General features: G+C 64.7%; 22 protein-coding genes and 1 riboswitch. Of the genes, 8 read left to right on the top strand and 14 right to left on the bottom strand.

Annotated features, from left to right (window positions below):
• The first annotated feature begins 1 nt into the window (after nt 1).
• A complete protein-coding gene (locus OKW20_RS08365) occupies nt 2-709 on the top strand; it encodes a class I SAM-dependent methyltransferase (protein ID WP_429171440.1) in 708 nt (235 codons plus the stop codon).
• Between the two features lie 24 nt (nt 710-733).
• Here the strand turns inward: OKW20_RS08365 and OKW20_RS08360 are convergent, their stop codons facing one another.
• The gene (locus OKW20_RS08360) at nt 734-2,131 is read right to left on the bottom strand and encodes a S8 family serine peptidase (RefSeq protein ID WP_429171438.1); all 1,398 of its coding nucleotides are present in this window, start codon (nt 2,129-2,131) and stop codon (nt 734-736) included.
• A gap of 157 nt (nt 2,132-2,288) precedes the next feature.
• Here OKW20_RS08360 and OKW20_RS08355 point away from each other — a divergent pair, with 157 nt between their 5' ends.
• Together OKW20_RS08355 and OKW20_RS08350 are read left to right on the top strand one after the other, a co-directional pair.
• Nucleotides 2,289-2,831 carry an RNA polymerase sigma factor gene (locus OKW20_RS08355; RefSeq protein WP_043621403.1) on the top strand — a complete coding sequence of 181 codons (543 nt, stop codon included), beginning with the start codon at nt 2,289-2,291 and terminating at the stop codon, nt 2,829-2,831.
• Nucleotides 2,828-3,625, top strand: a complete 798-nt coding sequence (locus tag OKW20_RS08350; protein WP_429171436.1) for an anti-sigma factor family protein — start codon at nt 2,828-2,830, stop codon at nt 3,623-3,625. Before OKW20_RS08355 ends, OKW20_RS08350 begins: the two co-directional genes overlap by 4 nt.
• Nucleotides 3,626-3,674: 49 nt before the next feature.
• Here the strand turns inward: OKW20_RS08350 and OKW20_RS08345 are convergent, their stop codons facing one another.
• Nucleotides 3,675-4,157, bottom strand: coding sequence for an Lrp/AsnC family transcriptional regulator (locus tag OKW20_RS08345; protein ID WP_043621407.1), 483 nt, complete (start codon nt 4,155-4,157; stop codon nt 3,675-3,677).
• Nucleotides 4,158-4,307: 150 nt separating this feature from the next.
• Between OKW20_RS08345 and OKW20_RS08340 the strand changes: the two genes are divergently transcribed.
• From OKW20_RS08340 to OKW20_RS08330, 3 genes are read left to right on the top strand one after another with little or no spacing between them, the layout of a single operon-like run.
• Nucleotides 4,308-5,513 carry a diaminopropionate ammonia-lyase gene (locus tag OKW20_RS08340; RefSeq protein WP_429171434.1) on the top strand — a complete coding sequence of 402 codons (1,206 nt, stop codon included), beginning with the start codon at nt 4,308-4,310 and terminating at the stop codon, nt 5,511-5,513.
• Nucleotides 5,514-5,516: 3 nt separating this feature from the next.
• Nucleotides 5,517-6,692, top strand: a complete 1,176-nt coding sequence (locus tag OKW20_RS08335) for a M20 aminoacylase family protein (protein ID WP_429171433.1) — start codon at nt 5,517-5,519, stop codon at nt 6,690-6,692.
• A 29-nt stretch (nt 6,693-6,721) separates the two neighbouring features.
• Nucleotides 6,722-7,972: a Zn-dependent hydrolase gene (locus OKW20_RS08330; RefSeq protein ID WP_429171431.1), complete on the top strand. Its 1,251-nt coding sequence runs from the start codon at nt 6,722-6,724 to the stop codon at nt 7,970-7,972.
• Between the two features lie 222 nt (nt 7,973-8,194).
• Here the strand turns inward: OKW20_RS08330 and OKW20_RS08325 are convergent, their stop codons facing one another.
• From OKW20_RS08325 to OKW20_RS08310, 4 genes are all read right to left on the bottom strand, one after another.
• Nucleotides 8,195-8,704: a hypothetical protein gene (locus OKW20_RS08325; RefSeq protein ID WP_429171430.1), complete on the bottom strand. Its 510-nt coding sequence runs from the start codon at nt 8,702-8,704 to the stop codon at nt 8,195-8,197.
• 371 nt (nt 8,705-9,075) lie between these two features.
• A complete protein-coding gene (gene thiC / locus OKW20_RS08320) occupies nt 9,076-10,899 on the bottom strand; it encodes a phosphomethylpyrimidine synthase ThiC (protein WP_429171428.1) in 1,824 nt (607 codons plus the stop codon).
• 90 nt (nt 10,900-10,989) lie between these two features.
• A riboswitch (TPP riboswitch) is annotated at nt 10,990-11,118 on the bottom strand.
• Between the two features lie 97 nt (nt 11,119-11,215).
• A complete protein-coding gene (locus tag OKW20_RS08315) occupies nt 11,216-12,580 on the bottom strand; it encodes a sigma-54-dependent transcriptional regulator (protein ID WP_429171426.1) in 1,365 nt (454 codons plus the stop codon).
• A 3-nt stretch (nt 12,581-12,583) separates the two neighbouring features.
• A complete protein-coding gene (locus OKW20_RS08310; RefSeq protein WP_429171424.1) occupies nt 12,584-14,452 on the bottom strand; it encodes an ATP-binding protein in 1,869 nt (622 codons plus the stop codon).
• A gap of 228 nt (nt 14,453-14,680) precedes the next feature.
• Between OKW20_RS08310 and OKW20_RS08305 the strand changes: the two genes are divergently transcribed.
• Nucleotides 14,681-16,006 carry a dicarboxylate/amino acid:cation symporter gene (locus OKW20_RS08305; RefSeq protein WP_043617482.1) on the top strand — a complete coding sequence of 442 codons (1,326 nt, stop codon included), beginning with the start codon at nt 14,681-14,683 and terminating at the stop codon, nt 16,004-16,006.
• Nucleotides 16,007-16,082: 76 nt separating this feature from the next.
• On the opposite strand, the gene OKW20_RS08300 is transcribed toward OKW20_RS08305, so the two are convergent.
• Nucleotides 16,083-16,802, bottom strand: a complete 720-nt coding sequence (locus OKW20_RS08300) for a helix-turn-helix transcriptional regulator (RefSeq protein ID WP_429171422.1) — start codon at nt 16,800-16,802, stop codon at nt 16,083-16,085.
• A 94-nt stretch (nt 16,803-16,896) separates the two neighbouring features.
• On the opposite strand from OKW20_RS08300, the gene OKW20_RS08295 reads away from it, so the two are divergent.
• Nucleotides 16,897-17,508: a glutathione S-transferase family protein gene (locus OKW20_RS08295; RefSeq protein ID WP_043617488.1), complete on the top strand. Its 612-nt coding sequence runs from the start codon at nt 16,897-16,899 to the stop codon at nt 17,506-17,508.
• 31 nt (nt 17,509-17,539) lie between these two features.
• On the opposite strand, the gene OKW20_RS08290 is transcribed toward OKW20_RS08295, so the two are convergent.
• The 7 genes from OKW20_RS08290 to OKW20_RS08260 all read right to left on the bottom strand — a co-directional run bounded on the left by OKW20_RS08290 (nt 17,540) and on the right by OKW20_RS08260 (nt 26,905).
• Nucleotides 17,540-18,040 carry a hypothetical protein gene (locus OKW20_RS08290; RefSeq protein WP_043617491.1) on the bottom strand — a complete coding sequence of 167 codons (501 nt, stop codon included), beginning with the start codon at nt 18,038-18,040 and terminating at the stop codon, nt 17,540-17,542.
• Nucleotides 18,041-18,135: 95 nt separating this feature from the next.
• Nucleotides 18,136-19,059 (bottom strand): response regulator, encoded by a 924-nt coding sequence (locus OKW20_RS08285; protein ID WP_429171420.1) that lies wholly within the window; start codon nt 19,057-19,059, stop codon nt 18,136-18,138.
• A complete protein-coding gene (locus OKW20_RS08280) occupies nt 19,052-22,438 on the bottom strand; it encodes a hybrid sensor histidine kinase/response regulator (RefSeq protein WP_429171418.1) in 3,387 nt (1,128 codons plus the stop codon). The genes OKW20_RS08285 and OKW20_RS08280 overlap by 8 nt, the downstream gene beginning before the upstream one ends.
• A gap of 197 nt (nt 22,439-22,635) precedes the next feature.
• Complete coding sequence (locus tag OKW20_RS08275; RefSeq protein ID WP_429171416.1) at nt 22,636-24,039, bottom strand: CehA/McbA family metallohydrolase; 1,404 nt, start codon at nt 24,037-24,039, stop codon at nt 22,636-22,638.
• 7 nt (nt 24,040-24,046) lie between these two features.
• Nucleotides 24,047-25,150 (bottom strand): ABC transporter ATP-binding protein, encoded by a 1,104-nt coding sequence (locus OKW20_RS08270; RefSeq protein WP_429171414.1) that lies wholly within the window; start codon nt 25,148-25,150, stop codon nt 24,047-24,049.
• A gap of 13 nt (nt 25,151-25,163) precedes the next feature.
• A complete protein-coding gene (locus OKW20_RS08265; RefSeq protein WP_429171413.1) occupies nt 25,164-26,000 on the bottom strand; it encodes a carbohydrate ABC transporter permease in 837 nt (278 codons plus the stop codon).
• Nucleotides 25,997-26,905, bottom strand: coding sequence for a carbohydrate ABC transporter permease (locus OKW20_RS08260; RefSeq protein ID WP_429171412.1), 909 nt, complete (start codon nt 26,903-26,905; stop codon nt 25,997-25,999). Before OKW20_RS08260 ends, OKW20_RS08265 begins: the two co-directional genes overlap by 4 nt.
• Nucleotides 26,906-26,992 lie beyond the last annotated feature (87 nt).

Below are 26,992 nucleotides of genomic sequence, written 5' to 3'. Positions count from 1 at the left end.
AATGTCAAACGGATGGGAAGAGTCGGCGGCGGCCTGGATTTCCGGGCTGGGCGTCGAAGGGGATTTTGCGCGGCGATTCGTTCTCGATGCGCCCATGCTCGAACGGGCGCGGCAAAGCGGGGCAAGAACGGTCCTCGATGTCGGGTGCGGCGAGGGGCGGTTCTGCCGGCTGCTGACGGCGGAGGGACTGAACACGGTCGGCATCGATCCTGCCGGGTCGCTCGTTGGCCAGGCGAGACGCCTGCATCCGGATGGTGACTATCGCATCGCACAGGCCGAAGTATTGCCTTTCGCGGACGAGACCTTCGATCTCGTCGTTGCCTATCTCAGCCTCATCGACATTGCCGACCTGGAGGCGGCGGTCGGCGAGATGAACCGGGTTCTGCGCCCAGGCGGTCATCTGCTGATCGCGAACCTGACCAGCTTCTACAGCGCCAGCAATCCGACCGGCTGGCGCGATGGCGCTGACGGCAAGCGCCGTTTCATGATCGACCATTACATGGACGAACGGTCCGATTGGATCGGCTGGGGCGATCTTCGGGTGATGAACTGGCACCGGCCGCTCAGCACCTATATGTCGCTGTTGCTGGGAGCGGGCCTGCAGTTGCGCTATTTCGACGAACCATTGCCGCGGGGCGGCGACCCGGAACAGACGGATTTCTTTCGAAGGGTTCCCTCGTTCCTGGTCATGGACTGGCAGAAGCCGTAGTTCCGTGCCGCTCGCTCGCCGGTGCTACGAGCGGCAGAGCTCGCGGGCGTTGAGAACGCCCCAGCCGAACACGGGATCCTTGCCCGGCGCACCAAGATCCTGCGTCGTCTCGGTGACGAGCTTTGCGACTTCTGCCGCCGAGAGATCAGGATGCGATGCCCGCAGGATGGCGGCGGCAGCCGTGACGAAGGGGGCGGCAAAGGAGGTGCCGGTTCGCGGCGCTGCGCCCTCGATCGACGCCGCCGTCCAGACGCGGGTGCCGAGTGCCGCGACATCGATATGGTCGCCCCGCCCGGCGCGGCGATAGGGCTTGAAGTTGCGGTCGACGGCGGTGACCGCGATCATCGCCGGATAGGCGGCAGGATAGACGGGTTTTGCCCGCGGGCCGTCATTGCCGGCCGCCGCCACCTGGATGATGTTCCGCTCGGCGACAAGCGCGACGGTCTTTTCGAGCAGCAGGTTGTGCGGCCCGGAGAGGCTCATGTTGATGACCGTGACCTTGCGCGAGGCCAGGAGGTCGATGGCACGCACGAGATCGTAGGTCTCGGCGATATCGCTCTCCCCGCCCTTGCGCTGGAAGGCGTCGACGGCGATCAGGTGGGCATTGCCGAGCAGCCCCGGCGCGCGGCTGTCCTTCCGTCCGGCGATAAGGGCGGCAACCGCGGTCCCGTGCTGGCGCCCGGATTCCGGCGCCTCTTCCTCCGCCAGCCTGACGATGTCGAGCTTGACGTCCTTGAGCGAGGGATGGGCGGGATTGATCGCCGTGTCGATCAGCCCGATCGGGCCGGCGGCCGTGCAAGCCGCGCTGGCGTCCGGCCAGCCGATGGCGGTGCGAACGAGCGCGCAACCACCGTCGGCGCAGGGAGCCGGTGAGGCGGCGCCTTCGTTCGGGTTGAAATAATGGTTGAGATCGGCGATCGCTCCGGGCGTCGCATCCGCGACCTGCCGGCGTGCGTCTTCGAGCGCCATGCCGCGGGGCGCGCCGAGCTTGACGATCTCTGTCGTCGAAAGCCCAAGCGGCTCCCTTGCACGCACCGTAAAGCCGCTTTCCGTCAGGCGCTGGACGGCTGCCTCGTCGAGGCCAAGCGCGATAATTTCGCCCGGCACATGGGTCGCCCGGCGGGCCGGTGGACGCTGGCGCACGACACGTCGCTCCGGTGTTCCGCGGAAAAGATCAAGCAGGTTGCCGCCGCCTCCGCCCCAGCTGCCGCTCGAGCCGCGATCGCTGGAGCTGCGTGACGAGCCGCCACCACTGCCGCCATCGTCATCGTCGCCCCCATCGTCGTCGTCCGCCTGGGCCTGTCCGACCCAGGAAAAGCGAAGGGCCGACTGGCCGTCGCTGCTGCCAAAGGAGAGGTCCCCCGCGCCCGCAGCCAGGCCGCACAACGACAGGACGGACATTCGAAACAGGCGGTTTTTCAAGGTTTTCTCCTTGTGCAACGGCATCCGAAAACGAAAGCTTACCGTGAATGAAAGGACCATAAGTGGTGACTTTCGAGTGTAGTTCCCATAACGCTCAACGGATGAATGGACAAATTATTCCACCGGGAACGAAGGGTTTTACCCAAAGAGGCGCCCGATGACGGACCCGACCATCGCCTTTGGTGAGCGGCTGGTTGCGTTTCTGCCGAACCTGCGCCGCTTTGCCATTTCGCTTTGCCGGTCGCGCGACGTGGCCGACGATCTGGTGCAGGCGGCCTGCGAAAAGGCGCTTGCCGGTTCGGACCGTTTCGAAGAAGGCACGCGTTTCGACGCGTGGATGTTCCGCATCCTGCGCAACCTCTGGATCGACCAGCTGCGCCGGCAGAAGACCGCCGGCCCGACGGAAGAGATCGAGGCGCAGGCCGAGCTCGCCGTTCCCTCCGGCGAGGCCGGGAGCGAGGCGCGCATGGCGCTGAAGAGCGTGGCGGCTGCGATCGACGGCCTGGTGCTCGAACAGCGGGAAGTTCTGATCCTCACCTGCGTCGAGGAGCTTTCCTACAAGGAGGCGGCCGAGGTTCTCGGCATTCCGATCGGAACCGTCATGAGCAGGCTGGCCCGGGCGCGTAAAAATCTTGCGGAGGCAACGGGAATAGAACCGCCGGTCGCGCGTTCACAGGACATGAGAGGCGGGACAAGATGAGCGACACGGAATTCAGCGATGAGATCTTGATGGCGTTCGCCGACGGCGAACTCGACGAGGAGACGATGCGTCGTGTCGAGGCGGCGCTGGAAACGGACGACGAACTGATGGCGCGGATCGCGATGTTCATGGAAACGCGCGCCGCCGCAAGCGAGGCCCTGAAGCCGGTGCTCGACGAGCCGGTTCCGGACGAACTGGTTGCCAGGGTGCGGGCCATGGCGGCGGCGAGTGGCACTGAAAGTGCTGCGGACGCGCCGGCGGCCGGCGGCGACAATGTCGTGGCCTTCCGGCGCCCTGCGGATCAGCCGGCGTCGCCGAACGCCGGTCCCTCGCGATTTCTGATGGCGATGGCAGCGTCGCTGCTGGTAATCGTCGGCGGCGCCGGCGGCTACCTGCTTCGCGGCGGCGGATTGGCGGAGACCGGCGCCCTGCAGGTGGCCGGTACTGTCGGCCCCGCACTCGCCGCCATCCTCGACAAGGCGCCTTCGGGGGACGACGTCGCCGTTGGTGAAGGCCAGGGGACGGTCCGGCTGGTATCGGCATTCGAGCTCGGCTCGGGACAGCTCTGCCGCGAATACGAACTCACCCGGCCCGGTGCGCCCGGCCTCGTTTCGGTCGCTTGCCGCAAGGCATCAACCTGGCAGACGCGGCTGGCCGTCGCCAGACCGGAAGGCGGAGACGGCTATGCACCGGCCTCCTCGCTTGAGACCGTCGATGCTTTCCTGACTTCGATCGGCGCCGGGCAGCCGCTCGATGCGGACGCCGAGAAGAAGGCGCTCGCCGGCACGAAGTAAACGGAGAATTCCAACGTCGGGCAATCGCTGCGCCGCTTCCGGACTCGTCCTAGAGCGGCACCGAAAGCCCGACCTTCACCGGATCCATCGTCACGAAGGTGCGGAAGCGCTTGATGTTCGCGTTGCCGAAGAACATGCGCCGGGTGAAGGCCTCGTAATCGGCCATCGTCGGCACGATGACGACGAGCATGAAATCGACGTCGCCGGTGACGTAGTAGCATTGCTGCACCTCGGGTGCTGCGGTAAACGCCACTTTCGCCGCATCGAGCAGCGCGATCTGCTCGCTCTCGACCTCCACTTCGACGAGGATCGTCAGCGCCTGGTTGACGCTGACCGGATCGACCAGGGCGACATTGGCGCGGATGACGCCGGTCTCCTCCATGCGCTTGATCCGTCGCTGCACGGCGGGCGCCGACAGATTGACCGCCTCGCCGATCTGGCGCTGCGGCGTCGTGTTGTCCTTCTGCAGGATGGCGAGGATCGCAAGATCGAAGCGATCCAGTTCGACCTGTGGCTTTTTCGACGGGGCCATAGTGCCTTTCGGTTCCTGCTCTCCGGCGCCGAAGGTGGACTCCACGTTACGGCACTCCTCAGCTTTACAAACTTGCATCCGCGCCGGCTATTTAGAGCGCATTTCTCGGCAGCGATGAAATAGATTTTCGCCGTCTACGGAGATTGCACCATGTTTCTTGCCAACACCCATGCCGATTTCGGCCACCCGCTACTGCCCGCGGATGCCGACATGCTGTCGCTTGCCGCCGCCGCCCGTGTCGAGCAGCAACTTGCCCGCCGCCCCGACCATCGGGAGACGCCGCTTCATGCCTTGCCCGCCTTGGCGGAAGAGCTCGGTATCGCCGGCGTCTTCATCAAGGACGAAGGCCATCGCCTGGGTCTCGGCAGTTTCAAGGCGCTTGGTGGCTCCTATGCGGTGATCCGGCTGGTGGTCGAGGAGGCGGAACGGCGTCTCGGGCGCAGCGTCGATCTCGATGATCTGGACCGGCCCGAGGTTCGGGCGATCGCCACCGCCTTGACCTTCGGCTGCGCCACCGATGGCAATCACGGGCGCTCGGTCGCCATGGGCGCCCGGCTCGTCGGCGCCAAATCGGTGATCTTCGTGCATGCGGGCGTTAGCGAAAAGCGCATCGAGGCGATCGCGGCCTATGGCGCCGAGATCGTCCGGGTCGCCGGGACCTATGACGATTCCGTCCGCGAGGCCGCGCGGGTCTGTGACGAAAATGGCTGGACGGTCGTCTCGGACACCACCTGGCCCGGCTACGAATACATTCCCGGCCTGGTGATGCAGGGCTATACGGCGCTGCTGAGCGAGGCGCTGCGGCAGATGGAAGAGCCGCCGACCCATGTCTTCGTGCAGGCGGGCGTCGGCGGCATTGCCGCTGCCACGGCTGGGCATCTGGCGCTGCGCTATGGCGCGCAGCGTCCCCGTTTCGTCGTCGTCGATCCGGCCCGCGCCGCCTGCCTCTACGAAAGCGCCAGGGCCGGCCATCCGGTCAAGGTGGCGCATGGCGAGGCGACGATCATGGCCATGCTCGAATGCTACGAGCCGTCGCTCGTCGCCTGGCGTATCCTGTCACGTGTCGCCGATGCGTTCATGACCGTCGACGAGGAGGATGCCGTTTCGGTGATGAACCGGCTGGCGCGGCCCGCAGGCTCTGATCCAGCGATCGTGTCCGGCGAAAGCGGCGGCGTCGGCCTGGCCGGATTGCTGTCGGTTGCCCGTGATCCGGCGCTACGGGAGACGCTCGGATTGACGGCCCAATCGCGCGTCTTCGTCATCAATACCGAGGGCGCGACCGACCCCGAGCGTTATGCCGCCCTCGTCGGCCTGTCGCCCGAGACCGTTGCCAACACATCGAACGAGAGAGGGTGAGCCATGGCGGAAATGGATTTCGACCGGCTTGTGAAGGACATGACTGCCTGGCGGCGCGACCTGCATGCGCACCCGGAATTCGGCTTCGAGGAACAGCGTACCTCATCCTTCGTCGCGGCCAAGCTCCGGGAGTTCGGGCTCGACGAGGTGGTGGAGGGGGTCGGAGGCACCGGTGTCGTCGGCCGCTTGAAACGGGGCAGCGGCAACCGCGCGATCGCGCTTCGGGCCGACATGGATGCGCTCAGGATACCGGAGCAGGGAGAGCTGCCCTACCGCTCGACGAAGCCCGGCACCATGCACGCCTGTGGCCATGACGGTCACACGGCCATGCTGCTCGGCGCCGCCAAGATGCTCGCCGAGGATGGCGGCTTCGACGGCACTGCCTGTTTCATTTTCCAGCCGGCCGAGGAGTGGGGCAAGGGCGCTCTCGCGATGCTCGACGACGGGCTGATGGAGCGCTTTCCCTTCGACGAAATCTACGGCCTGCACAACATGCCGGGGTTGCCCGTCGGCCGTTTCGAGACCCGGGTCGGCGCGATCATGTCGGCGGAGGACAATTTCGAGATCGTGCTGAAGGGCGTCGGCGGGCACGCGGCGCGGCCGCACTCAGGCAATGAGACGCTGGTTGCCGCCTGCGCCACCGTCGTCAATCTGCAGACGATCGTCTCGCGCCGCCTGTCGCCGACGGATATCGGCGTTGTCTCTGTCACCGAGCTTTTGACCGACGGCACGCGCAACGCGCTACCCGGTCTCGCCCGCATCCTCGGCGATGCCCGCAGCTTCCGCCCGCAGGTCAGCGCCAAGATCGAGGCGGAGATGCGAGTGATCGCCCAGGGGACGGCGGATGCCTATGGCTGCGCGGTCGAGGTCAACTACACCCGCGAGTTCGTTCCGTTGATCAACGATGCGGCCCTGACCGGCCACGCCTTTGCCGCAGCGGAAACGGTGTTCGGTGCTGCGAATGTCGCGACGGCCGCCGAGCCGATGACCGGCTCGGAGGATTTCGCGCGCTTCCTCGAGCACGTGCCGGGTTGTTTCGTCTTCATCGGCAATGGCGAGGCGTCGGCGCCGCTGCACAATCCGCGTTACGACTTCAACGACGACGCCCTGATCTTCGGCGCGCGTTATCACGCCGAGATTGTTCGGCAGAGACTGGCGCCCACCGAAAGCCGGCCATGAACCGAAATCCGCATGAAAGCAGGACAGAGATGCCATTTCCTTCCATCGACTCCGCGCGTCTGATTGGCCGCATCCGTGAACTCGGCGACATCGGCTGCGACGCGGAGGGGCGATTGACCCGGCTCGCCGGCTCCGACAACGACAAGGCCGGTCGCGATCGCCTCGTCGCCTGGATCGAGGCGGCCGGGCTCGACGTTGCCGTCGACCGTATCGGCAACATCTTCGGCATCTGGCGCGACGACGCGAACGGCGGCGAAGCGCCTGTTTTGCTCGGCTCGCACATCGATACGGTCATCAATGCCGGCATCTATGACGGCTGCTACGGCGTGCTTGCCGCGCTCGAAGTGATCGAGACGTTGCGGGAACGTGGCGTGACGCCGACCCGACCGGTCGTCGTTGCCGCCTTTACCAATGAGGAGGGCGTGCGATTTGCGCCCGACATGCTCGGCTCGCTCGTCTATGTCGGCGGCCTGCCGCTGGGCGCAGCGCTCGCGACCATCGGCACGGATGGCTCGTCGCTGGGCGAGGAACTCGAGCGGATTGGCTATGCCGGCAACGTCGAGCCGGGGTTCCTCAAGCCCCACGCCTATGTCGAGCTCCATATCGAGCAGGGGCCGGTGCTGCAGCGCGAGGGCTTTGCGATTGGTGCGGTCGAGAACCTGCAGGGCATCTCCTGGCAGCGCATCACCATCGATGGCGTCGCCAACCACGCCGGCACGACGCCGATGGCTATGCGCAGCGATGCCGGTCTTGCCGCCGCCCGCGTTGGCCTGTTTCTGCGTGAACATATCGCACGCTCGAACGCGCCGAGCGTCGCGACCATCGGCACGATGCGTTTCGAGCCCGATGCGATCAACGTCATCCCGTCGCGCGCGGTCTTCACCGCCGATCTGCGCGACCCGGACGAGGAACGGCTGCAGGCATTGGAAACGGTGCTCGCGGACTTTCTTGCCCGCGTCGCAGAGGAGGAGGGCGTCGAGATCTCGGTCGAGCGCCTGGCGCGCTTCCAGCCGGTGGTCTTCGATCCGGCCATCGTCGCGGCCATCGAGGCGTCGGCACGCACACGAGGCCTCAAAAGCCGGCGCATGACTTCGGGTGCCGGCCACGATGCGCAGATGCTCGCCCGCATCGCCCCGACGGCGATGATCTTCGTCCCGAGCCGCGACGGCATCAGCCACAATCCGCGCGAGCACACCGACCCGGATGATCTGGTGGCCGGCGCCAACGTGCTGCTCGATGTGGTCGAGCGGATTGCTTGCAGCGGCTGGAAAGGAAGTTAGGAAGATTCACGACGAGAATGACGAGGCTCTGTATCCATGGCTCCGCCGCCTTACTCGGGCAGGTCGCAATCGGGATAGACGTATCTCGAACGTAATATTCTGACCCCGCTGATCTGTTCTCGCGCGTCAGAAACCGTTCCTGCACGCACATCCGAAGTCCGGTTTCGAGAAGGAGCGCAGGCCCGCCTTCGTTGCAACGAAGTTGACCTCCCTTCAAGGCTCTCAATTCGTGTGAACTGTCTTCTGCCGGGCAGACGATTGAGGCTGGCTCCCTTCGCCGCGCCGTTCCGGCGTCTGGCGGAACAGGTTCAGGAAGCTGCTGCCGCCGTGCCAAGTGCTGCCGCCAGGTCCGTAATCCCGCGAGTCGCGCATCGATGAGTGGGGCTCGCTGTGGCTGTTGCGATCGATGACGGCAGCACCTCCGCCGCCTGCGCCGGTACCGCCGGGCTCAAGGCCGGGCTCAGGGCCTGCGCCGCTACCGTCGCCGGAGCCCCAGTTGCCGCCACTCCCGTCACCGCCACCCTCGGTGCCGCCGCTCCCGACGTTTTCGCCGCCTTGGTCGCCGCCGCCCGGAGCACCTTCACCATTCCCGCCGCCGGTATTGGCGTCGTCCGCATGGGCGGCGGAAATCCAGGAAAGGCCCGCGGTAAAGCTCCCATCGCGCGGCAGGTCGCCTGCGAATGCAAGGACCCCGATGGACAGGGCCGTCAGTCTCAGCAGGCGTGTCCTCAAGTCTTTCTCCTTGTGCGAACGGCGTTGTTGCGTCGTTCTGCAACACCTTCTGCGCGTCATAGGACTGCAGCGCGTCGCGAATGAATTTCGGCGACAGCGACTTTTGCGAGTGCCTTGCATACCGTTCAATCGACGCGGGGACAAGCTATTCGGGTGCCGCGCAAGGTGCGGGCCCATGGCGGTGGCCGCAACACGCCGATGATCGCGGGTTCGACAGGGGGGCGCGTTCGCCGATTGGGCGGGTCGGTAGCGCGCCTCCCACTCTGGTCAAACCCGAACATGAAGAAGGAGGAGGAGACCGTTGGCGAACACCGGGAGATCCTGAGCGAATTGAAGGGGCCGTGACCGGCCCCTTCAATGGGCTTTGCCGCCTACTCGGCCGCGCCAGCCGCCTCTTCCACCGGCATGTAGAGGTCGCCGCCCTCGCGGTATTTTGCGGCCATCGCCTCCAGCCCTTCCTTCTGCGCCTCGGCACGGATGTCGTGCGAGATCCGCATCGAGCAGAATTTCGGGCCGCACATGGAGCAGAAATGCGCGACCTTGTGCGCCTCCTTCGGCAGGGTCTCGTCGTGGAAATTGCGGGCTGTTTCCGGGTCGAGCGAGAGGTTGAACTGGTCCTCCCAGCGGAACTCGAAGCGGGCGCGCGACAGCGCGTCGTCGCGCACCTGGGCTGCCGGATGCCCCTTGGCGAGGTCGGCTGCGTGGGCGGCGATCTTGTAGGTGATGACGCCGACCTTGACGTCGTTGCGGTCAGGCAGGCCGAGATGCTCCTTCGGCGTGACATAGCAGAGCATGGCTGTGCCGAACCAGCCGATCATCGCAGCACCGATACCCGAGGTGATGTGGTCGTAGCCGGGTGCGATGTCCGTCGTCAGCGGTCCGAGCGTGTAGAACGGCGCCTCGCCGCAGACGGCGAGCTGCTTGTCCATGTTCTCCTTGATCTTGTGCATTGGCACGTGGCCGGGGCCCTCGATCATCACCTGACAATCCTTGGCCCAGGCGATCTTGGTGAGTTCGCCGAGCGTTTCGAGTTCGGCGAATTGTGCCGCGTCATTGGCGTCGGCGATCGAGCCCGGGCGCAGGCCGTCGCCGAGCGAGAAGGAGACGTCATAGGCGCGGCAGATGTCGCAGATTTCCTCGAAATGTTCGTAGAGGAAGCTCTCGCGGTGATGATGCAGACACCACTTGGCCATGATCGAGCCGCCACGCGAGACGATGCCGGTGACGCGATCGACGGTAAGCGGGATGTAGTGCAGGCGGACGCCGGCATGGATGGTGAAATAGTCGACGCCCTGTTCGGCCTGCTCGATCAGGGTGTCGCGATAGACTTCCCAGGTGAGGTCCTCGGCAATGCCGTTGACCTTTTCCAGCGCCTGGTAGAGCGGCACGGTGCCGATCGGAACCGGCGAGTTGCGGATGATCCATTCGCGGATGTTGTGAATGTTGCGGCCGGTCGAAAGGTCCATGACCGTGTCGGCACCCCAGCGCGTCGCCCAGACCATCTTCTCGACTTCCTCGGCCATCGACGAGGTGACGGCGGAGTTGCCGATATTGGCGTTGATCTTCACCAGGAAGTTCCGGCCGATGATCATCGGTTCGGATTCCGGATGGTTGATGTTGGCGGGCAGGATAGCGCGGCCGCTGGCGATTTCCTGGCGCACGAATTCGGGCGTCACGTGATCGGGAACGTGGGCGCCGAAACTTTCGCCGTCGCGGGCCTTCGCGCGCGCCGCGTCGCGGCCGAGGTTCTCGCGGATCGCCACGAACTCCATCTCCGGCGTGATGATGCCGGCGCGGGCATAGGCAAGCTGCGTCACTGCCCGGCCACCCGTGGCCTTCAGCGGCGCATGCTGGAACGGGAAGGTTGGCGTCAGGCGGTCGCCGCTCACGAAGCCGTTGTCTTCGGGACGAACCGTCCGTCCCTCATAGGTCTCGACATCGCCGCGGTCGACGATCCAGTTGCGGCGCAGCCGCGGCAGGCCGTCCTCGATGCGGATCTCGGCACCGTCGGCGGTATAGGCGCCGGAGGAGTCATAGACCGTGACCGGTTGCTCGCCCGAGGTCGGGTGCAGAGCAATCTCGCGCATCGGCACGCGAATATCCGGATGAAGAACGCCCGGCTTGTGGATCTTTCGGGAGGCCGGAAGCGGGCCTTGCGTGACCGTGAGGGCTGCGGGTTTGGTGGCAATATTCATGACGAGGCTCCAAGTTTGCGATTGGAGACCCAGTTCTGATGCCGGAAAGATGAAAGACGCTCCGCCAGGTGCTCACCGCACGGAATCCTGGCTTCGATATCTGCACCGTCCCTACGCCAGTATGAACTGGATCAGGTTCAACGGGTCACTGCGCTATAGCCGGCAAGCCGGCCATCCAGCAGAATCTCAGCCCCTTGCGGGACCCCCCTGGTGAATGCCTAGATCATAGCCATCGAACGGCCCGGGTCGTCAAGCGTGAATTCGCCTGTCGACAAAGATGCACCTAGTGCGTGTGTTTTCGGATTCGAATTTGGCGCTAGCGGCCGGCCTTTTCCGGTGCTGTCCGCTCGGCATAGTCGGCGCGGTTGATGCCGTGGCGCTGGAGCTTGTCGTAGAAGGTCTTGCGCGGGATGCCGAGCGCCTCGATCGTCGCCTTGACGTCGCCGCGCTGGGCGCGCAGCACCTCCTTCAGGATCTCCGCCTCGTAGCGTTCAAGCCGTTCCGGCAGCGCAAATCCGGGTTGTTCGACCGGCGCAACCGTTTGGCCCAGCGGACCTTCCACACCAAGCGCCACCCGCTCGGCAAAATGCGAGAGTTCACGCACATTGCCCGGCCAGGCATGCGTCATCAGATGCCGTTGTACGGCCGGAGAGATCATCGGCACGTCGCGCTTGAAGCGCTCGGCCGCCCGGGTCAGGAAGTGCGAGAAGAGTAGCGGGATATCGTCACGGCGTTCGCGCAGCGGCGGGATCGACAGCGTCACGACGTTCAATCGGAAGTAGAGGTCCTCGCGAAAATCGCCACGCTCCGCCGGATTGCCAAGATCGATCTTGGCGGCCGCGATGACGCGGATATCGACCGGACGAACCTGGTTGGTGCCAAGCGGCGTGATCTCACGCGCTTCCAGAACGCGCAGCATCTTCACCTGCGTTGCCGGCGGCATCGCCTCGATCTCGTCGAGGAACAGCGTTCCGCCGCTCGCATGCTCGATCCGTCCGATACGCTTCTTCAAGGCGCCGGTGAAGGCGCCCGGTTCATGGCCGAAGAGTTCGCTTTCGATGACCGTTTCGGGGAGCGCGCCGCAATTCAGCGCCACGAAGTTGCCGTTACGGCGGCGGCTCCAATTGTGAAGCAGCGTCGCCACCACCTCCTTGCCGCTGCCGGTCTCGCCGGCGACGAGCACGTCGACATCGGTATCGGCGATGTGCCGGATGGTCTGGCGCAGGTGCTCCATGGCTGGCGTCTGGCCGATCAGCGGCAGGCTGTCGCCGGCCGTCTCTGCGGCCCGCTTCAGCGCGCGGTTTTCCATCACGAGCCGGCGTTTTTCGAGCGCCCGGTGCACGCTTTGCACCAGCCGATCGGCGGCAAAGGGTTTTGGGATGAAGTCGTAGACGCCGTCCTGAAGCGCCTGCACCGCCATCGGGATATCCCCATGACCGGTCACCAGGATCACCGGCAGGTCTGCGTCGAAGGCTTCGATACGGCGGAAGAAGGCGAGGCCGTCGATGCCCGGCATGCGGATATCGCTGACGACGATGCCGTCGAAATTGGCATCGAGCGTCTTCAACGCTTCGGCGGCGCTGGCAAACGGGATGACGGTGAGGCCGGCGAGTTCCAGCGTCTGCGTCATCGCCTTGCGCAGATGGGTATCGTCGTCGACGAGATAGACGGTCGGCTGCATCGCTCAGGCCCTCTTCAGGCGAACCGTGAAGACGGTGCCCTTGTCGCTGGTGTCGACGGTGATATCGCCGCCATAATCGGCGACGATCTCCTTGGAGATGGCAAGGCCGAGGCCGAGGCCCTCGTCCTTCGAGGTGTTGAACGGCGTGAACAGATCCTCGCGGATATGCGGGGCAATGCCCGGGCCGTTGTCGGCAACGACGAGCGAAACCGTCCCGGAGGTGCTGTCCTCGCAGCGCACGCGGATCTCGGCATCGCCGCGCGCGCCGAGCGCTTCCAGCGCGTTCTGGAGAAGATTGATCAGCACCTGTTCCAGCCGGATGCGGCTGCCGAGCACGCGGAGGCCATTTTCCGGCAGGTCGATGACGATCGCATCCATGCGGCCGGCAAAGCGGCTGCGCAGCAACAACATCGCCCCTTCGATCACGTCGCGCATCGGCGTCGGTTCGGCGACGAAGCGGCCCTTGCGGGCAAAGCTTCTGAGTTCGTCGGTGATGGTGCCGACCCGGTCGGTCAGTTCGGCGATGCTGACGAGGTTCTCGACCGCCGTCTGCTGCTGGCCCCGGTCAAGGAAGGTGCGGGCGTTGTCGGCATAGGCGCGGATGGTCGCGACCGGCTGGTTGATCTCGTGGGCGACGCCGGCTGCTACCTGGCCGAGGATCGCCAGCCGGTTCGCCTGGACGAGCTCCTGTTGCACCGCCTGCAGCTTTTCGCCGGTGCGCCGATGGTCGGCGATCTCCGTTTCGAGATGATCGCGGGCAAGGCTGAGATCATGGGTGCGCTCCGCCACACGGGTTTCCAACTCGTCGCGGGCGGCGCGATCGCGCGCTGAGACGAGCGCCAGCGTCTGGCGGCGGCGCAGGAGAAAGGCGGTAAGGGCGAGCAGCGGTGCGAGGAGGGCGAGCGCAATCAGCCGGGCCTCGCGGGTTGCCGCCGAGATTGCGCCGTCGAGCGGCGCCAGTTGCTCCAGCCGCCAGCTTGTGGTCGGCACCATGGTTTCGACCCGGAGGAACCGCCGTTCGCTGTCGCCGGGCAAAAGCGCGCGCAACTCGCTGGAGCCGTCGCTCGTCGGCTCGATGTCTCGGAAGGGCAGCGGCAGCAGCGAGGCATCGCCGAACTGCAGGCTGTCACGGATGGCGGCGACACGGTCGCGTGGAATGGTCCTCGTCGTCATGAAGCGCCAGGAGGGGAAGCTGGTGATCAGCACGATGCCGCGCCGGTCGGTGACGTAGACCGGCTTGCCGGAGGCGAACCATTCGGCTTCCACGTCGTCGAACTCGAGCTTTGCGACGACGACGCCGATCGGACCGTTAGGGCCCTGGACCCGCCGGGAGATATAGAGGCCGGGCCGCTTGCTGACATTGCCCATGGCGAAATGCTCGGCCTTGCCGTCGCGCATCGCCATGCGGAAATATTCGCGGAAGGCATAGTCGTTGCCGACGAAACTCGTCGGCTCGCGCCAATTGCTGGCAGCGACCGCGACGCCATCAAGGCCGATCACGTAGATGACGGCGGCATCCGTATTGGTGGCGAGCGCCTGAAGCTTCTCGTCCAGCCGCTGCAGCGCCGCTGGGCTGCGGGTCGAAAGGGCCGCCTTCACCTCGACATCGTCGGCCAGCACCAGCGGCGTCGAGCGCTGGCGCTCGAGCACGGCGCGCAGCAGCGAGGCCTTCAGATTGGCATCGATCCGGCTCTGGGCATCGACAGTTTCGAGCGCCTGGCTTCGGCCGTATTCGCCGGCAAGCAGCAGCGCGGCGACAAGCAGCGCGACGGCAAGGCCGGCAAAGACCAGCCAGGTGCGGCGCATCGACTGGTCGAGATCTGCCAGATTGAAGGGGGCGGAGAGGGCATCGAACATAGCCCAATTGTGCATTTTTTCGCTCAGGCTTCCAGATGGGCTGTGCGGAAATCCGCTCAACTCTTTGTGCGCACCAAGCCGCCCGCACAAAACATCCTCATCAATTCAAAGGCTTGGTTCCTGCCGCGGCGAACTGGCACGGCCGTTGCAAATGACATCCTCATGACAGCCCGCGCTGTCGCGCATCGGAAATTGACCCGGGAGGCCCGGCATGACGCCGGACTGGGTCCAGTGGAGGATCTCATGATTATCGAACAATCCGCGGAACCGCGCGGCAAGACACCTTTCTATCGCCATCTCTATGTCCAGGTTCTGGTGGCGATCGCCGCCGGCATCCTGCTCGGCCATTTCTATCCGTCGCTCGGCACGGAACTGAAGCCCCTCGGCGACGCCTTCATCCGTCTCGTCAAGATGATCATCGCGCCGGTCATCTTCCTGACGGTCGCGACCGGCATTGCCGGCATGACCGATCTTGCCAAGGTCGGCCGCGTCGCCGGCAAGGCGATGATCTATTTCCTGACGTTTTCGACGCTCGCGCTGATCATCGGCCTGATCGTCGCCAATGTCGTCCAGCCGGGCGCCGGCATGCACATCGATCCGGCTTCGCTCGACGTCAAGGCCGTGACGACCTATGCCGAGAAGGCGCATGAGCAGACGATCACCGGCTTTCTGATGGGTATCATCCCGACGACGCTGGTCGGTGCCTTCGCCGATGGCGACATTCTGCAGGTGCTGTTCATCTCCGTGCTCTTCGGCCTGTCGCTCGCCATGGTCGGCAAGAAGGCCGAGCCCGTCGTCGACTTCCTGCACGCGCTGACGCTGCCGGTGTTCAAGCTCGTCGGCATCCTGATGAAGGCGGCCCCGATCGGCGCCTTCGGTGCGATGGCGTTCACCATCGGCAAGTACGGCGTCGGCTCGATCGCCAACCTCGCGATGCTGATCGGCACCTTCTACATCACGTCCTTCCTCTTCGTGTTCATCGTTCTCGGCGCCGTTGCCCGCTACAACGGTTTCTCGATCGTGGCGCTCATCCGCTACATCAAGGAAGAGCTGCTGCTCGTTCTCGGCACCTCCTCGTCGGAAGCAGCCCTTCCGGGCCTGATGAGCAAGATGGAAAAGGCCGGCTGCAAGCGCTCGGTCGTCGGCCTGGTCATCCCGACCGGCTACTCCTTCAACCTCGACGGCACCAACATCTACATGACGCTGGCCGCGCTCTTCATCGCCCAGGCGATGGATATCCCGCTGTCGCTCGGCGATCAGGTGCTGCTGCTGCTCGTCGCGATGCTGAGCTCCAAGGGTGCTGCCGGCATCACCGGCGCCGGTTTCATCACGCTGGCTGCGACGCTTTCGGTCGTCCCGGCCGTACCGGTCGCCGGCATGGCGCTGATCCTCGGCATCGATCGCTTCATGTCGGAATGCCGGGCGCTGACCAACTTCGTCGGCAATGCGGTCGCAACCATCGTCGTAGCGAAGTGGGAAGGCGAACTGGATGAAGCGCAGATGGCGGCCGTTCTTGGCGGTCGCACGCCGGAAGCGCTGCCCCAGCCGGCACTGCAGCCGGCTGAATAAGTTTGCCTCCCAAGGCATGACTGCGAAAGCAGTCCGGACGCGGCTCGTGGCAACACGGGCCGCGTTTTCGTTTGGGTTATTGGCCGCTCAAGGTCATCTTCGACGTCTCAGGCGCACCGGCGTTCAGATAGGCGACGAAATCCCGGAGCATCGGCACCCGGCGCGGGCGGAAACTCTCCTCCGTCATCGCGACATCGACGATGCGGTCGACGCGGAACTTGCGGAAATCCTGGCGCAGGCAGCACCAGGCAAGCAGCACCAGCATCCGCTCGAGATAGACGATCGCCAGCGGCAGGACCTGTCGTTCGGTCCGCTGCTGGTCGGCGTCGACATAGCCGATCATGACTGCGCGCTCCTGCCAGCAGGCCTCACGCAAAAGAGCGACATCGGCAACCGGCGGCTCCCGGCGCTCGAAGCGGTAGACCTGCGATGCCGCATGCAGCGCCTGGCGCTGCAACCGATCGGGCAATGTCGCCGTTATCTTGGAAAGCACGGCGCCTGCTGCGGCCGCGAGATCCGGCTCTCCCATGTGCTGCACCTCGGCAAGGCCGAGCACCAGTGCCTCGATCTCCAGGCGCGTGAAAGTCTGTGGCGGCAAGGCGATGTCCTCCGTCAGCCGGTAGCCGAAGCCGCGCTCGCCGTCGATGACGGCGCCGGCGGCGCGCAGGCTGTCGATGTCCCGATAGAGCGAGCGCAACGACACGCCCGTTTCCTCGGCGAGGCGCGCGGCCGTTACCGGGGAGGGGAGTGTGCGAAGCGCCTGGAGCAGGCGGAACAGACGATCACTGCGGGCCATGACTTTGGAGGATAGAGGAAGCCTACTGACGAAAACTGGCAGTTGGCCGACTGTATAAGATCCGCATTGCCAAACGCAACCGAGGAACCAGACCATGCTGACACTCTTTCACGCCCCGCGCTCGCGCTCGTCGCGCATCATCACCCTGCTTCGCGAACTCGATGCCGTGGACAAGGTCGCGATCGAGATCGTCGATATCACTCGAGGCGATGGCAGCGGCCGCAAGGATCCGAAGAACCCGCATCCGGAAGGCAAGGTTCCGCTGCTCGTCCATGACGGCGTCGTGCTCTGGGAGAGCATCGCGATCATCCAGTACCTGACGGATCTCTTTCCGGAAAAGCAGATGGCGCCGGTCGCAGGCGACCCGCAGCGCGGCCGATATCTGAGCTGGCTTGCCTGGTATGCCGGCGTCGTCGAGCCGGTACTGATCACCCACGCTGCCGGGCTCTCGCACCCCTATCTCGACGCCACGTTCCGCGGCCCGGCGGAAATCGCAGAGCGGCTCGAAAACGCCTTGAAGGACAGTCCCTATCTGATGGGCGACCGCTATACGGCCGTCGACCTTCTGCTGCACTCGCCCTTTGCCTGGTATCCGGCGGCAACGCCCGATAGCGCCGTCGTCAATGCCTGGGTCGAGCGCTGCGGCGAGCGCCCGTCGCTGCAATGGACCACCGACTTCGACAATCGCACCACGGCTGCGGCCTGATCGCCGGCCAAGGCCGCTCCGGTGGGGCGGCCTATTTTCGCTTGAGATTGATCTCGCTCGTCACCACCCGCTTTCCCGAAGCGGGATCGACATCGATGGTCGTCAACCGCATTCCATTGGCGCCGATCTTGCGCAAGGTGAGGTCGGCGCTGCGGTCGCCGTTGACTTCCTTGGCCCAGCGGATGGTGAGGTTGATCGCGTCGCCGCGCCGGCTGCCATTAAGGCCGGCGCGCCCGCCGCGCGGGCCGAGATAGGAGCCGCTATAGGTCGAGCCGGAATAGCGCAGCTTCGCGTCGACCGAGCGCGAGATCACGAGCAGGCCGCGGCAGACGCCCTCCATCGACAGGGCAAGGCCGCTGGCCTCGGAATTGAAGCTGCAGGTGACATTGACCGGTGACAGGTTGGTGCGGATGCGCACCGTTCCTGTTCCCGCCCAGTTGCCGCCGAGCGTCTTCAGGAACGCGCCTTCGTCTGCGCGCGCACCGCCGGCAGCGAGTGCGGTCATGGCGACAAGCAGCAACCATTGGGGCATGGACGCAACCCTCCCTCCAGGGCGTCGATCTTACAAAAAGGGCATCTGGATAACCAGCCGAACGTGTGACGGCGGCGGATGTTCCGTTCGCGGCGTCATATTCCGTGCAGAACCTGCGTGGCTTTCACCGCGGCGGATGCCCGGTTCTCGACGCCGAGCTTCACATAGATCTGCTCCAGATGCTTGGTGACCGTGCGCGCGCTCAGGCCGAGGATCTCGCCGATGTCGCGGTTCGCCTTGCCCTTGGCGATCCAGAGCAGCACCTCCGATTCCCTGGGGGTCAATGCGAAGTGCTGACGCAACACCGCATCGTCTGAGCGGCGACTTTCGGCCGTGAGGCGGAAGAGGTGTTCATTCGGACCGATCGAGCCGAGGAAGGATATCTGCAGCGACGACTGCTCGGGCTGGTCGAGCGTGAAGCTGCCGTCTTCGGGCACGCTGGCGCGCAGGCGGCTTGCCATCCAGCCCGCGATGCGCCGGGTGACGATTGCCATGCCATCGTCGCGGCCGGTTGCGGCGTTGACGAGACGCGTTGCCTGCGGCGTCGACCAGCAGACGCTCCCGTCGCTACGCACCGCGAGCAGATGACGGCCGGCCGCGTCGAGGGCGACCCGTGCGCTCTGGGCCGAGCGGGCATTGGAGAGATGGACGCGGATGCGCGCCCTCAACTCGTCGATGTTGATCGGCTTGGTCAGATAGTCGACGCCGCCGGCTTCAAGCGCGCGCACCACGTGTTCGGTCTCTGTCAGCCCGGTCATGAACAGCACGGGCGTCTGGCCGACAGCGGCGTTGCCCTTGAGGCGGCGGCAGGTCTCGAAGCCGTCGATGCCGGGCATGACGGCATCGAGCAGGATGACGTCGGGCGTGATGCGCTCGGCAATCGAAAGGGCGGCGTTGCCGGAGGTCGCGATCAGCACGGAAAAGCCGGATTGCTCCAGCGCTTCCGTCAGGAAGCCGAGCGCCTCCGGGGAATCGTCGACGAGAAGCACGATGTCGCGGCGGTCGCTGGTCTCAGCCATGGGCGTCGTCTCCGTTGGCCGCGTTGTTCTTGAGGAAAGCGTCGTAGCCCGAGAGGTCGAAGGCCTGCACATAGGCGCGGGCGGCCTCGGCGAAGGGCTGGTGTTCAGGCTGCAGGGCAATCTCCGTCAGCTTGGCCTCGATGCCCCTGACGTAGCCGATCTCTCCAAGGCGGATCAGTTCTTCGACGTGATAGGCGTCGGGGCGCATCAGCGGTTTTGTGGCCGGTGCCGGGCCGGCTTGCTTCTCCTCTCCCTCGTGAACCCAGGTAAGGCCAAGGTGCACAGCGAGCTTGTCGGCGAGTTGGCCGACGGGGAAGGGCTTGGCGAGCGTGTCGCTGTGGCCGCGGAACGCTCCGGTCGCCGAACCGTCGCCGATATTGGCCGACAGCATGATGATCGGCGCGACCTGTCCGCCCTGACGCAGCCGATCGACAAGCTCCCAGCCGCTCATGCCCGGCATCGAGATATCGATGAGAAAGAGGTCGGCGCCGAGGTCTTGAAGCAGCGCCAGGCAATCGGCTCCGGAGGCGGCGGTCAGCACCGTGAAGTCCATCGGCACGAGGATCTCGCGCATCAGGTCACGATGGTCGGCGTTGTCGTCGACGACAATGATGGTGCGGCGCGGGCCGAGATAGGAGGTGATGCGGCGCGGGGCTGCGGGAGGTAGCGGACGATCGACCGCCGACAGCATCAGCCGCACCCGGAAGCTGGTGCCTTGCCCGAGCGCACTGGTGACTGAAATTTCGCCGCCAAGCGTCTGCGTCAAAAGCCGCGTGATCGTGAGGCCAAGGCCGAGGCCCGGCATGCCGCCTTGATGTTCGGCCTCGCCGCGCTGGAAGGGATCGAAGATGCGCGGCAGGTCCTTGTCGGCAATGCCGCGGCCGCTGTCGGCAATGGTGAAGGTCGCCACCTGGCTGCGATAGGTGACATCCAGACGAATTCCGCCGCGCTCGGTGAACTTCAATGCGTTGGAAAGGAGGTTGACGAGGATCTGGCGCAGGCGCTTCTCGTCGGTCTTCACGTAGCGTGGCAGGCTGGCGGCGCGCTCGTGCTCGAAGCTGATGCCCTTGGCCAATGCCTGCGGCCGGAACATCTCGACGATCTGGTCGAGGAAGTCGTGAATGTTGATCTCGTTGGAATAGACCTGCAGCTTGCCGGCCTCGATCTTCGAGATATCCAGCAAACCGTCGATCAGACCGGAGAGATGGTCGGCGCTGCGCTTGATGACCTTGATCGCGCCCTGGCGCGCCGGAGGGATCGTCTCGTCGCGCTCCAGCACCTGGGCGTAGCCGAGCACGGCGTTGAGTGGCGTTCGGAGTTCATGGCTGAGGCCAACGACATAGCGGCTCTTGGCGCGGTTGGCGGCCTCCGCCGTTTCCTTCGCTTGCTGCAGGGCGGCGTCGGTCTTCTTGTGGGCGGCGATTTCCTTCAGGAGCAACGTGTTCTGCCGGGAGGATTCTTCCTCGGCGACCACCCGGCTGTCATGGGCAAGCACGTAGAACCACGAGACGATGCCGGCGAGCATGGCAAAGACGAAGAAGACGACGGCGACGGTGCGTTCGACGACGGCCGCGACCTCCGGGGATGCGCCGGCCGCCTGATGCGCGATCATTGCGAGGATGAGGCCGATACCGGCGATCGACAGCACCGCGGAGATGGCGTAGCGGCCGAGCCGCGTCGCGAGCTTCTCGGTGACGGTGCGGGGAAGCAGTGCGTTGGCAACGGTCGCGACCTGGGTGTTGAAGCGCGCCTTCGGCTTGCACATGTCATGGCAGCGGCTATCGAGCGAGCAGCAGAGCGAGCAGATCGGCGCCGCATAGGCAGGACACCAGGCCATGTCCTCCGGTTCGAACGGGTGCTCGCAGATCGAGCAGGTGATGTCCGTCCGGTTCGCCCAACTCCGGCGCGGCTTGCGCGCGAGGTAGAACTTGCCGTCGGTCGCCAAAGCGATCGCAGGCGAGGCGATGAAGGCGGCGACTAGCGCGATATAGGGGGCGAGCGAGGCAGCGATTTCGCCGAAGGCGCCGAAATGCGCTGTCAGTGCCACCGTCGCCGAGATCGCCATGGCGCCGAGGCCGACAGGGTTGATGTCATAGAGATGGGCCCGCTTGAATTCGATGCCCGGCGGCGACAAACCAAGCGGCTTGTTGACGAAGAGGTCGGCCGAAATCGTGCAGAGCCAGGCCATGGCGATGATCGAGAAGACGCCGAGCGTTTCCTCGAGCAGCCGGTAGATGCCGAGTTCCATCAACAGAAGCGCGATCGCGACGTTGAACACCAGCCAAACGACGCGGCCCGGGTGGCTGTGGGTGAGCCGCGAGAAGAAGTTCGACCAGGCGAGCGACCCGGCATAGGCGTTCATGACGTTGATCTTCAACTGCGACACGACGACGAAGGCGACCATCAGCAGCAGTGCTGCCGTTTCCGACGGGATCATGTAGCCGAAGGCGGTGTAGTACATCTGCGCCGGATCGGCAGCCTTGGTCGATGGCACCCCGGCCGAAAGCGCCAGCACCACCAGGAAGGAGCCTGCGAGCAATTTCGGCGCGCCGACGATCACCCAGCCAGAGCCGGCGAGAAAGACGGCGATGCGATGATGCAGCTTGCGCTGCCCGTCCGGTGGCAGGAAGCGCAGGAAGTCGACCTGTTCGCCGATCTGCGCCATCAGCGCGAAGATCACGGCAGATGCCGCGCCGAATTCGACGAGATCGAACGGCGCGAAGGTGCCGGGTGGACCCGATGCGTGATGCATGCCCGCATAGGCGAGCCAGGTGCCGACCTTTTCCCAATCGGCGAAGGCAATGAAGACGAAAGGCAGGACGTTGAGCACGATCCAGAACGGCTGCGTGATCAGCTGGAACTTGCTGATCAGCCGCACGCCGTGGGTGACGAGCGGGATGACGACGACTGCGCTCAGGATGTAGCCGATCCACAGGGGAATACCGAGCGCCAGTTCGAGCGCGCCCGACATGATCGAGGCCTCGATCGCAAAGAGGATGAAGGTGAAGCTGGCATAAATCAGCGAGGTCACCGTCGAGCCAATGTAGCCGAAGCTGGCGCCGCGGGTCAGAAGATCGATGTCGACGCCGTGGCGGATCGCATAACGGCTGATCGGCAGCCCGACAGTCAGGATCATCAGGCTGGCGACAACGATCGCGACGATCGCATTGGTCGTGCCGTAGGACATGGTGATGGCGCCGCCGATCGCTTCCAGCGCCAGGAAGGAGATGGCGCCGATGGCGGTCTGTGAAATGCGTTCGGAGGAAAACCGCCGGGCACTCTTGGCGGTGAAGCGCAGCGCATAGTCCTCGAGCGTCTGGTTGGCGACCCAACGATTGTATTCCCGCCTTATGGGAATGATGCGCTGGCGTGCCGCCATGGGTGTCCTAACGTGCCGTCGAGGGAACTTATGCCTCATTTATTAGCACGGAAGATTTCTGCTTAAAATTGCTGCACACGAAAAATTTGCGGGAAGGGCAGACTGGGGCGACCCGTTCCCAATGACCATAGGTCAACAGACGGCAGGCGGTAGCTGATGCCGTGGAAACCAATGCAAACGAGAGCAGGAAGCGTGCGTCAGCCAGCGCGGCAATAGACCGGGTTGCTGAGCGCTCGGCGGATCGTCTGGCGCGAAAGATCCTCCTCGGAAAGCTGCCAGGGCAGGCTTTTTCCGGCGAATGCGTCGCGGAACTCGGCAACGATCGTCTCGCGGCTTGCGATGGCGACGATTTCGGTCCGCAGGAAGCGATCAGGCGAACCGGCATAGTGACCGGTCCAATCGTCGGCTTCGATCACCTGTTCGTTGACGATGCCTGACGCGTCGAGCCACAGCAGCCTGTCGCCGCCGGCGCCGCGAACCAAAGCCTCCGCAGCCACCGGGCCAGCCACCGTCGATCCCATCGGCTGGCCGTTGGCAACGAGTTCCAGATGCGGCCCGGTTGGGCTTTCCGTGACGTAGCCGTGGCCTGATTTCATGGCCCCGAGCACGGCGTCTTCGGAAAGCTCATTCAGATAGAGAACCGTCGTCGGGCGGGCGAGGACCAGCGGTCCCTCGGGCATCAGTCGCGCCGGCTGATGGAAATCGCTGCCGCCGATGGCGGAGATCTTCAGGCCCGAGGCGAGGCGCTGCTGGTAGCGCTCCAGCGACACCCAGTTCCAGGCGAGCCAATGGGATTGCCAGACCTCCATGCAGTCGATCTTAGGCAGTTCGTAGTCCCAGGGGATCGTCGGCTTGTCGTGGTTGACCGAGATCAGGCCGTCGCTTTCGTGCACCAGGCGCGCGAGCGTGTGGGCATGTTCCGGCTTCGTCATGCGGAAATCGATCCAGGCGTCGACGCCGAAGACATTGGCGTGGCCGACCGCGGTGGTGATTTCCATGGCACGGACAAAGACGAGGTCGGCGGACGAGTGCGGATGGAAGTAGCGCCGCTGGGTGATGGTGTTGTGGTCGGCAACCGCAAGAAAATCGAGCCCCGCCTGTTTGGCGGCGGCGTGCAGCAATTCGGGCGAGCCGGCCGCATCGGAGTGGAAGGTGTGGCAGTGCAGATCGCCGCGATACCAGCCGGCCTGTCTGCGCACGGGGAAGGTTCTTTCCGGTTGCGGAGCAATCGGACGCGGGCTCTTGTCGAAATCGACCGTCACGAGAACCTCGGCGCCATCTTCGGGGATCTTGTAGAGACCGAGCATCACCTTCCACCGGCCGGGCGGTATCTGGCCGTGAATGTAGCCGGGCGTGGCGTCATCGGTGGCGATGAAGAAGCGGTCGCGCGCCCCGCCGCTCCAGCCGCGAAAACCTTGGCTGGTCGGATAGTCGGTCGCCCGCGGATCGAGCGCGCCGAGATCGATGATGCAATCCTCCGCTTTCGGATAGCTTAGCGTGGCCTCGATGCGCGTCACCCCATCGGGCACCTCGAAGGGGAGGTAGAAATAGGGATCGGCCGCCTGATGCTGCCGGGTGATCCGGATGGAAAACTCCTGCATGGTTGCCTCAGCGCTCGTCGGCGGCGGGAATACGGGCGCCGCTGTCGTCGAAGAGGGTGATGTGCCTGGCGTCGAAGGCGAGATGGACTGATGTTCCGACCTTGATCTCGTCGTCGGTGAAGATGCGCGCGGTGACGCGACCGTTGTCGCCGCGCTCCAACGTGACGAGGCTCTCCGGTCCCATGTTCTCGTTGGCGAAGAGTTCGCCGGAAACCACGTTCGGGTCACCCGCGGCAGCAATGCGCAGATGTTCGGGGCGGACGCCGAGCGTCATCTTGCCTGATTTTGCCGCCTTGGTGAACGCGTCCGTGAGCGTGATCGATGCAAGCTGGAGGCCATCGGCCTTCAGGTGCAATGCGCCTTCGCCGATGGATGCCTCGACCGGCACCAGGTTCATCGGCGGATTGCCGACGAAGTTGGCGACGAAGGTCGTTGCCGGCCGGCGGTAGATCTCGATCGGTGGCGCGAACTGAACGATCCGGCCCTTGTCCATGACGGCGATGCGGGTCGCAAGCGCCATGGCCTCGGCCTGATCGTGGGTGACGTACACCGCGGTCATGCCCATGTCGCGCTGCAGGTGGTTGAGAAAGCCGCGCGCTTCGAGCCGGAGCTTCGCGTCGAGGTTCGAAAGCGGTTCGTCGAAAAGATAGACCTCGCTCGGATAGACGAGCGCACGCGCCAGCGACGTGCGCTGCTGCTGGCCGCCGGAGATCTGGCTCGGCAGTCGCTTCATCAGGTCGCCAATCTTCAGGACATCGGCGACTTCCTTGGCCCGGGCATGGCGCTTGGTCTCCTGCTCGCCGCGTACCTTGAGAGGATAGGCGATGTTGTCGGCGATGTTCATGTGCGGGTAGAGCGCATAGTCCTGGAAGACCATGGAGATGCCGCGGTCCTTCGGATGCAGGTAGGTGACGTCGCGGCCGCCGATCATCACCCGGCCGGAGGTCGGGGTTTCGAGTCCCGCGATCATGCGCAGGCTCGTCGTCTTGCCGCAGCCCGATGGGCCGAGCAGGCAGATGAATTCGCCATCCGCGATCTGGAAGCTGATATCGGGCACGGCGACGAAGGCGCCGAAGGTCTTGGAGATGTTCTGGAATTCGACAGAGGCCATGACAGATTTCCGATTACGACTTGATGCCACCGAAGAACCGGAAACCGAATTTCCAATTCACGAAGAGATAGAGGGCGATGACCGGCAGGGAGTAGATCAGCGAATAGGCGGCAAGCAGCGTGACGATCGGCGTGCCGGCCTCCGAATAGAAGGAATAGATGGCGACCGACGCCGGCATCAGCTTGTCGCTGCGCAGCAGGATGAAGGGAATGAGGAAGCTGCCCCAGATGTTGACGAAGGCCCAGACGACGACCACGACGATGCCCGGCCGGATGACCGGCAGCGCCACATCGAAGAAGGCCTGGAGCGGCGAGGCGCCGGCGACCATTGCGCTCTCCTCATAGGAACGTGGAATGGCGTCGATGAAATCGCGCAGAATGAACATCGCCGTCGGCAGCAGCCCGCCGGCAAAGACGAGGATCACGGCGAGATGGGTATCGATCAGCCCGGCCGCCGAGATGATCAGGAAGATCGGTACCATCGCCGCCGAGCCTGAAACGACCGACGAGAAGAGCAGCAGGATATAGGTGACCGCGCCCTTGCCGGGGATCGGCGAGCGCGAGAGGGCATAGGCGGCAAGCGTCGCCGCCGCGCCGACCAGCACCACGCCGCCCGCCGCCTGGATCAGGCTATTCAGCAGTGCCTGCATCGCAAACGTGTTCTGGAAGACGGTGGCGAAGTTCGAGAGCGTGAAGGGCGAGGGGATCGCGAGCCCGAGTTCGGCACGCGCGTTGAACGGTGCGAAGATGAACCAGGCGAGCGGCAGCGCGAAGACAGTGCCGAGAAAGGTGGCGGCGGCCGCAAAGATCGTGCGCCGCACGAAGATGTTTTGAGTTTTCTTCCGCATCATTCCGCCTCCACCGGCTTCTTGTGGGCAAGCCGAAGATAGACGAGGGCGAATGCCAGGTTGATCAGCATGATGACGACGCCGACGGCAGCGCCCTTGCCGAACTCGAAGTCCTTGAAGGCGATGCGGTAGGTGTAGATCGAGAGGATCTCGGTGCGATAGGACGGTCCGCCATGGGTGAGCAGGAATGGCGTGAAGACGTTGAAGGTCCACATGGTGATGAGGATCAGGTCGGTGACGACATGGCCGCGGATCAGCGGCAGCGCGATGTCGCGCAGCTTCTGCCAGGAGGTGGCGCCGGCCACATCTGCCGCCTGGAAATAACTTGGCGGGATCGACTGGAAGGCCGAGTTGAACAGCATCATCGAGAAGGCGGCACCCCGCCAGGTGTTGAAGAACACGATCACCCAGAAGGGTTGCTGCAACAGCCAGTCGCCGGGCGGCAGGCCGAGGCCGCGCAGGATCATGTTGAGCGTGCCGTTGTCGTAGTCGAGGAAGGCGAACCAGGCGAAGCCGATCACCACCTCCGGCAGGATCCAGGCGGCGATGACGGCTGTTTGCAGGAAGGACTTGAGCGTCGGCGTGACTGTCTGGCTGAGCCAGGCGAGCAGCAGGCCGAGCAGCGCCTGGCCGATGAGGGCCGAGAGCAGCACGAACTGGATCGTCAGGATCAGCGAGAAACCGAACTGGCCGCGGGTAAAGAAGGTCGTGGGATTGAAGAGCGCGAAATAGTTCTGCAGGCCGACGAAATCGGGGTCGACGGCCGTGCGGCCGAGCAGCGTGCGGTTGGTGAAGGATACGAAGATCACCCAGAAGAAGGGAATGATGACGAAGACCCCGACGAGGGCCGACGCCGGTGCCAGGAAAAGCGCGCCGGCGCGCGTCGAAAGCAGGGAGAATTTCTTCATGCGCGTTTCATGCCCATATCCTGGATCGGGAGCCCGGCCACGGATGGCAGCCGGGCGCTCTGTCGTTGGATCGAAGCGGGATGAGGG

It is taken from the genome of Ensifer sp. LBL (assembly GCF_050435225.1).
Classification (GTDB): domain Bacteria; phylum Pseudomonadota; class Alphaproteobacteria; order Rhizobiales; family Rhizobiaceae; genus Ensifer.
This window is presented reverse-complemented; position numbering and strand designations above follow the sequence as displayed.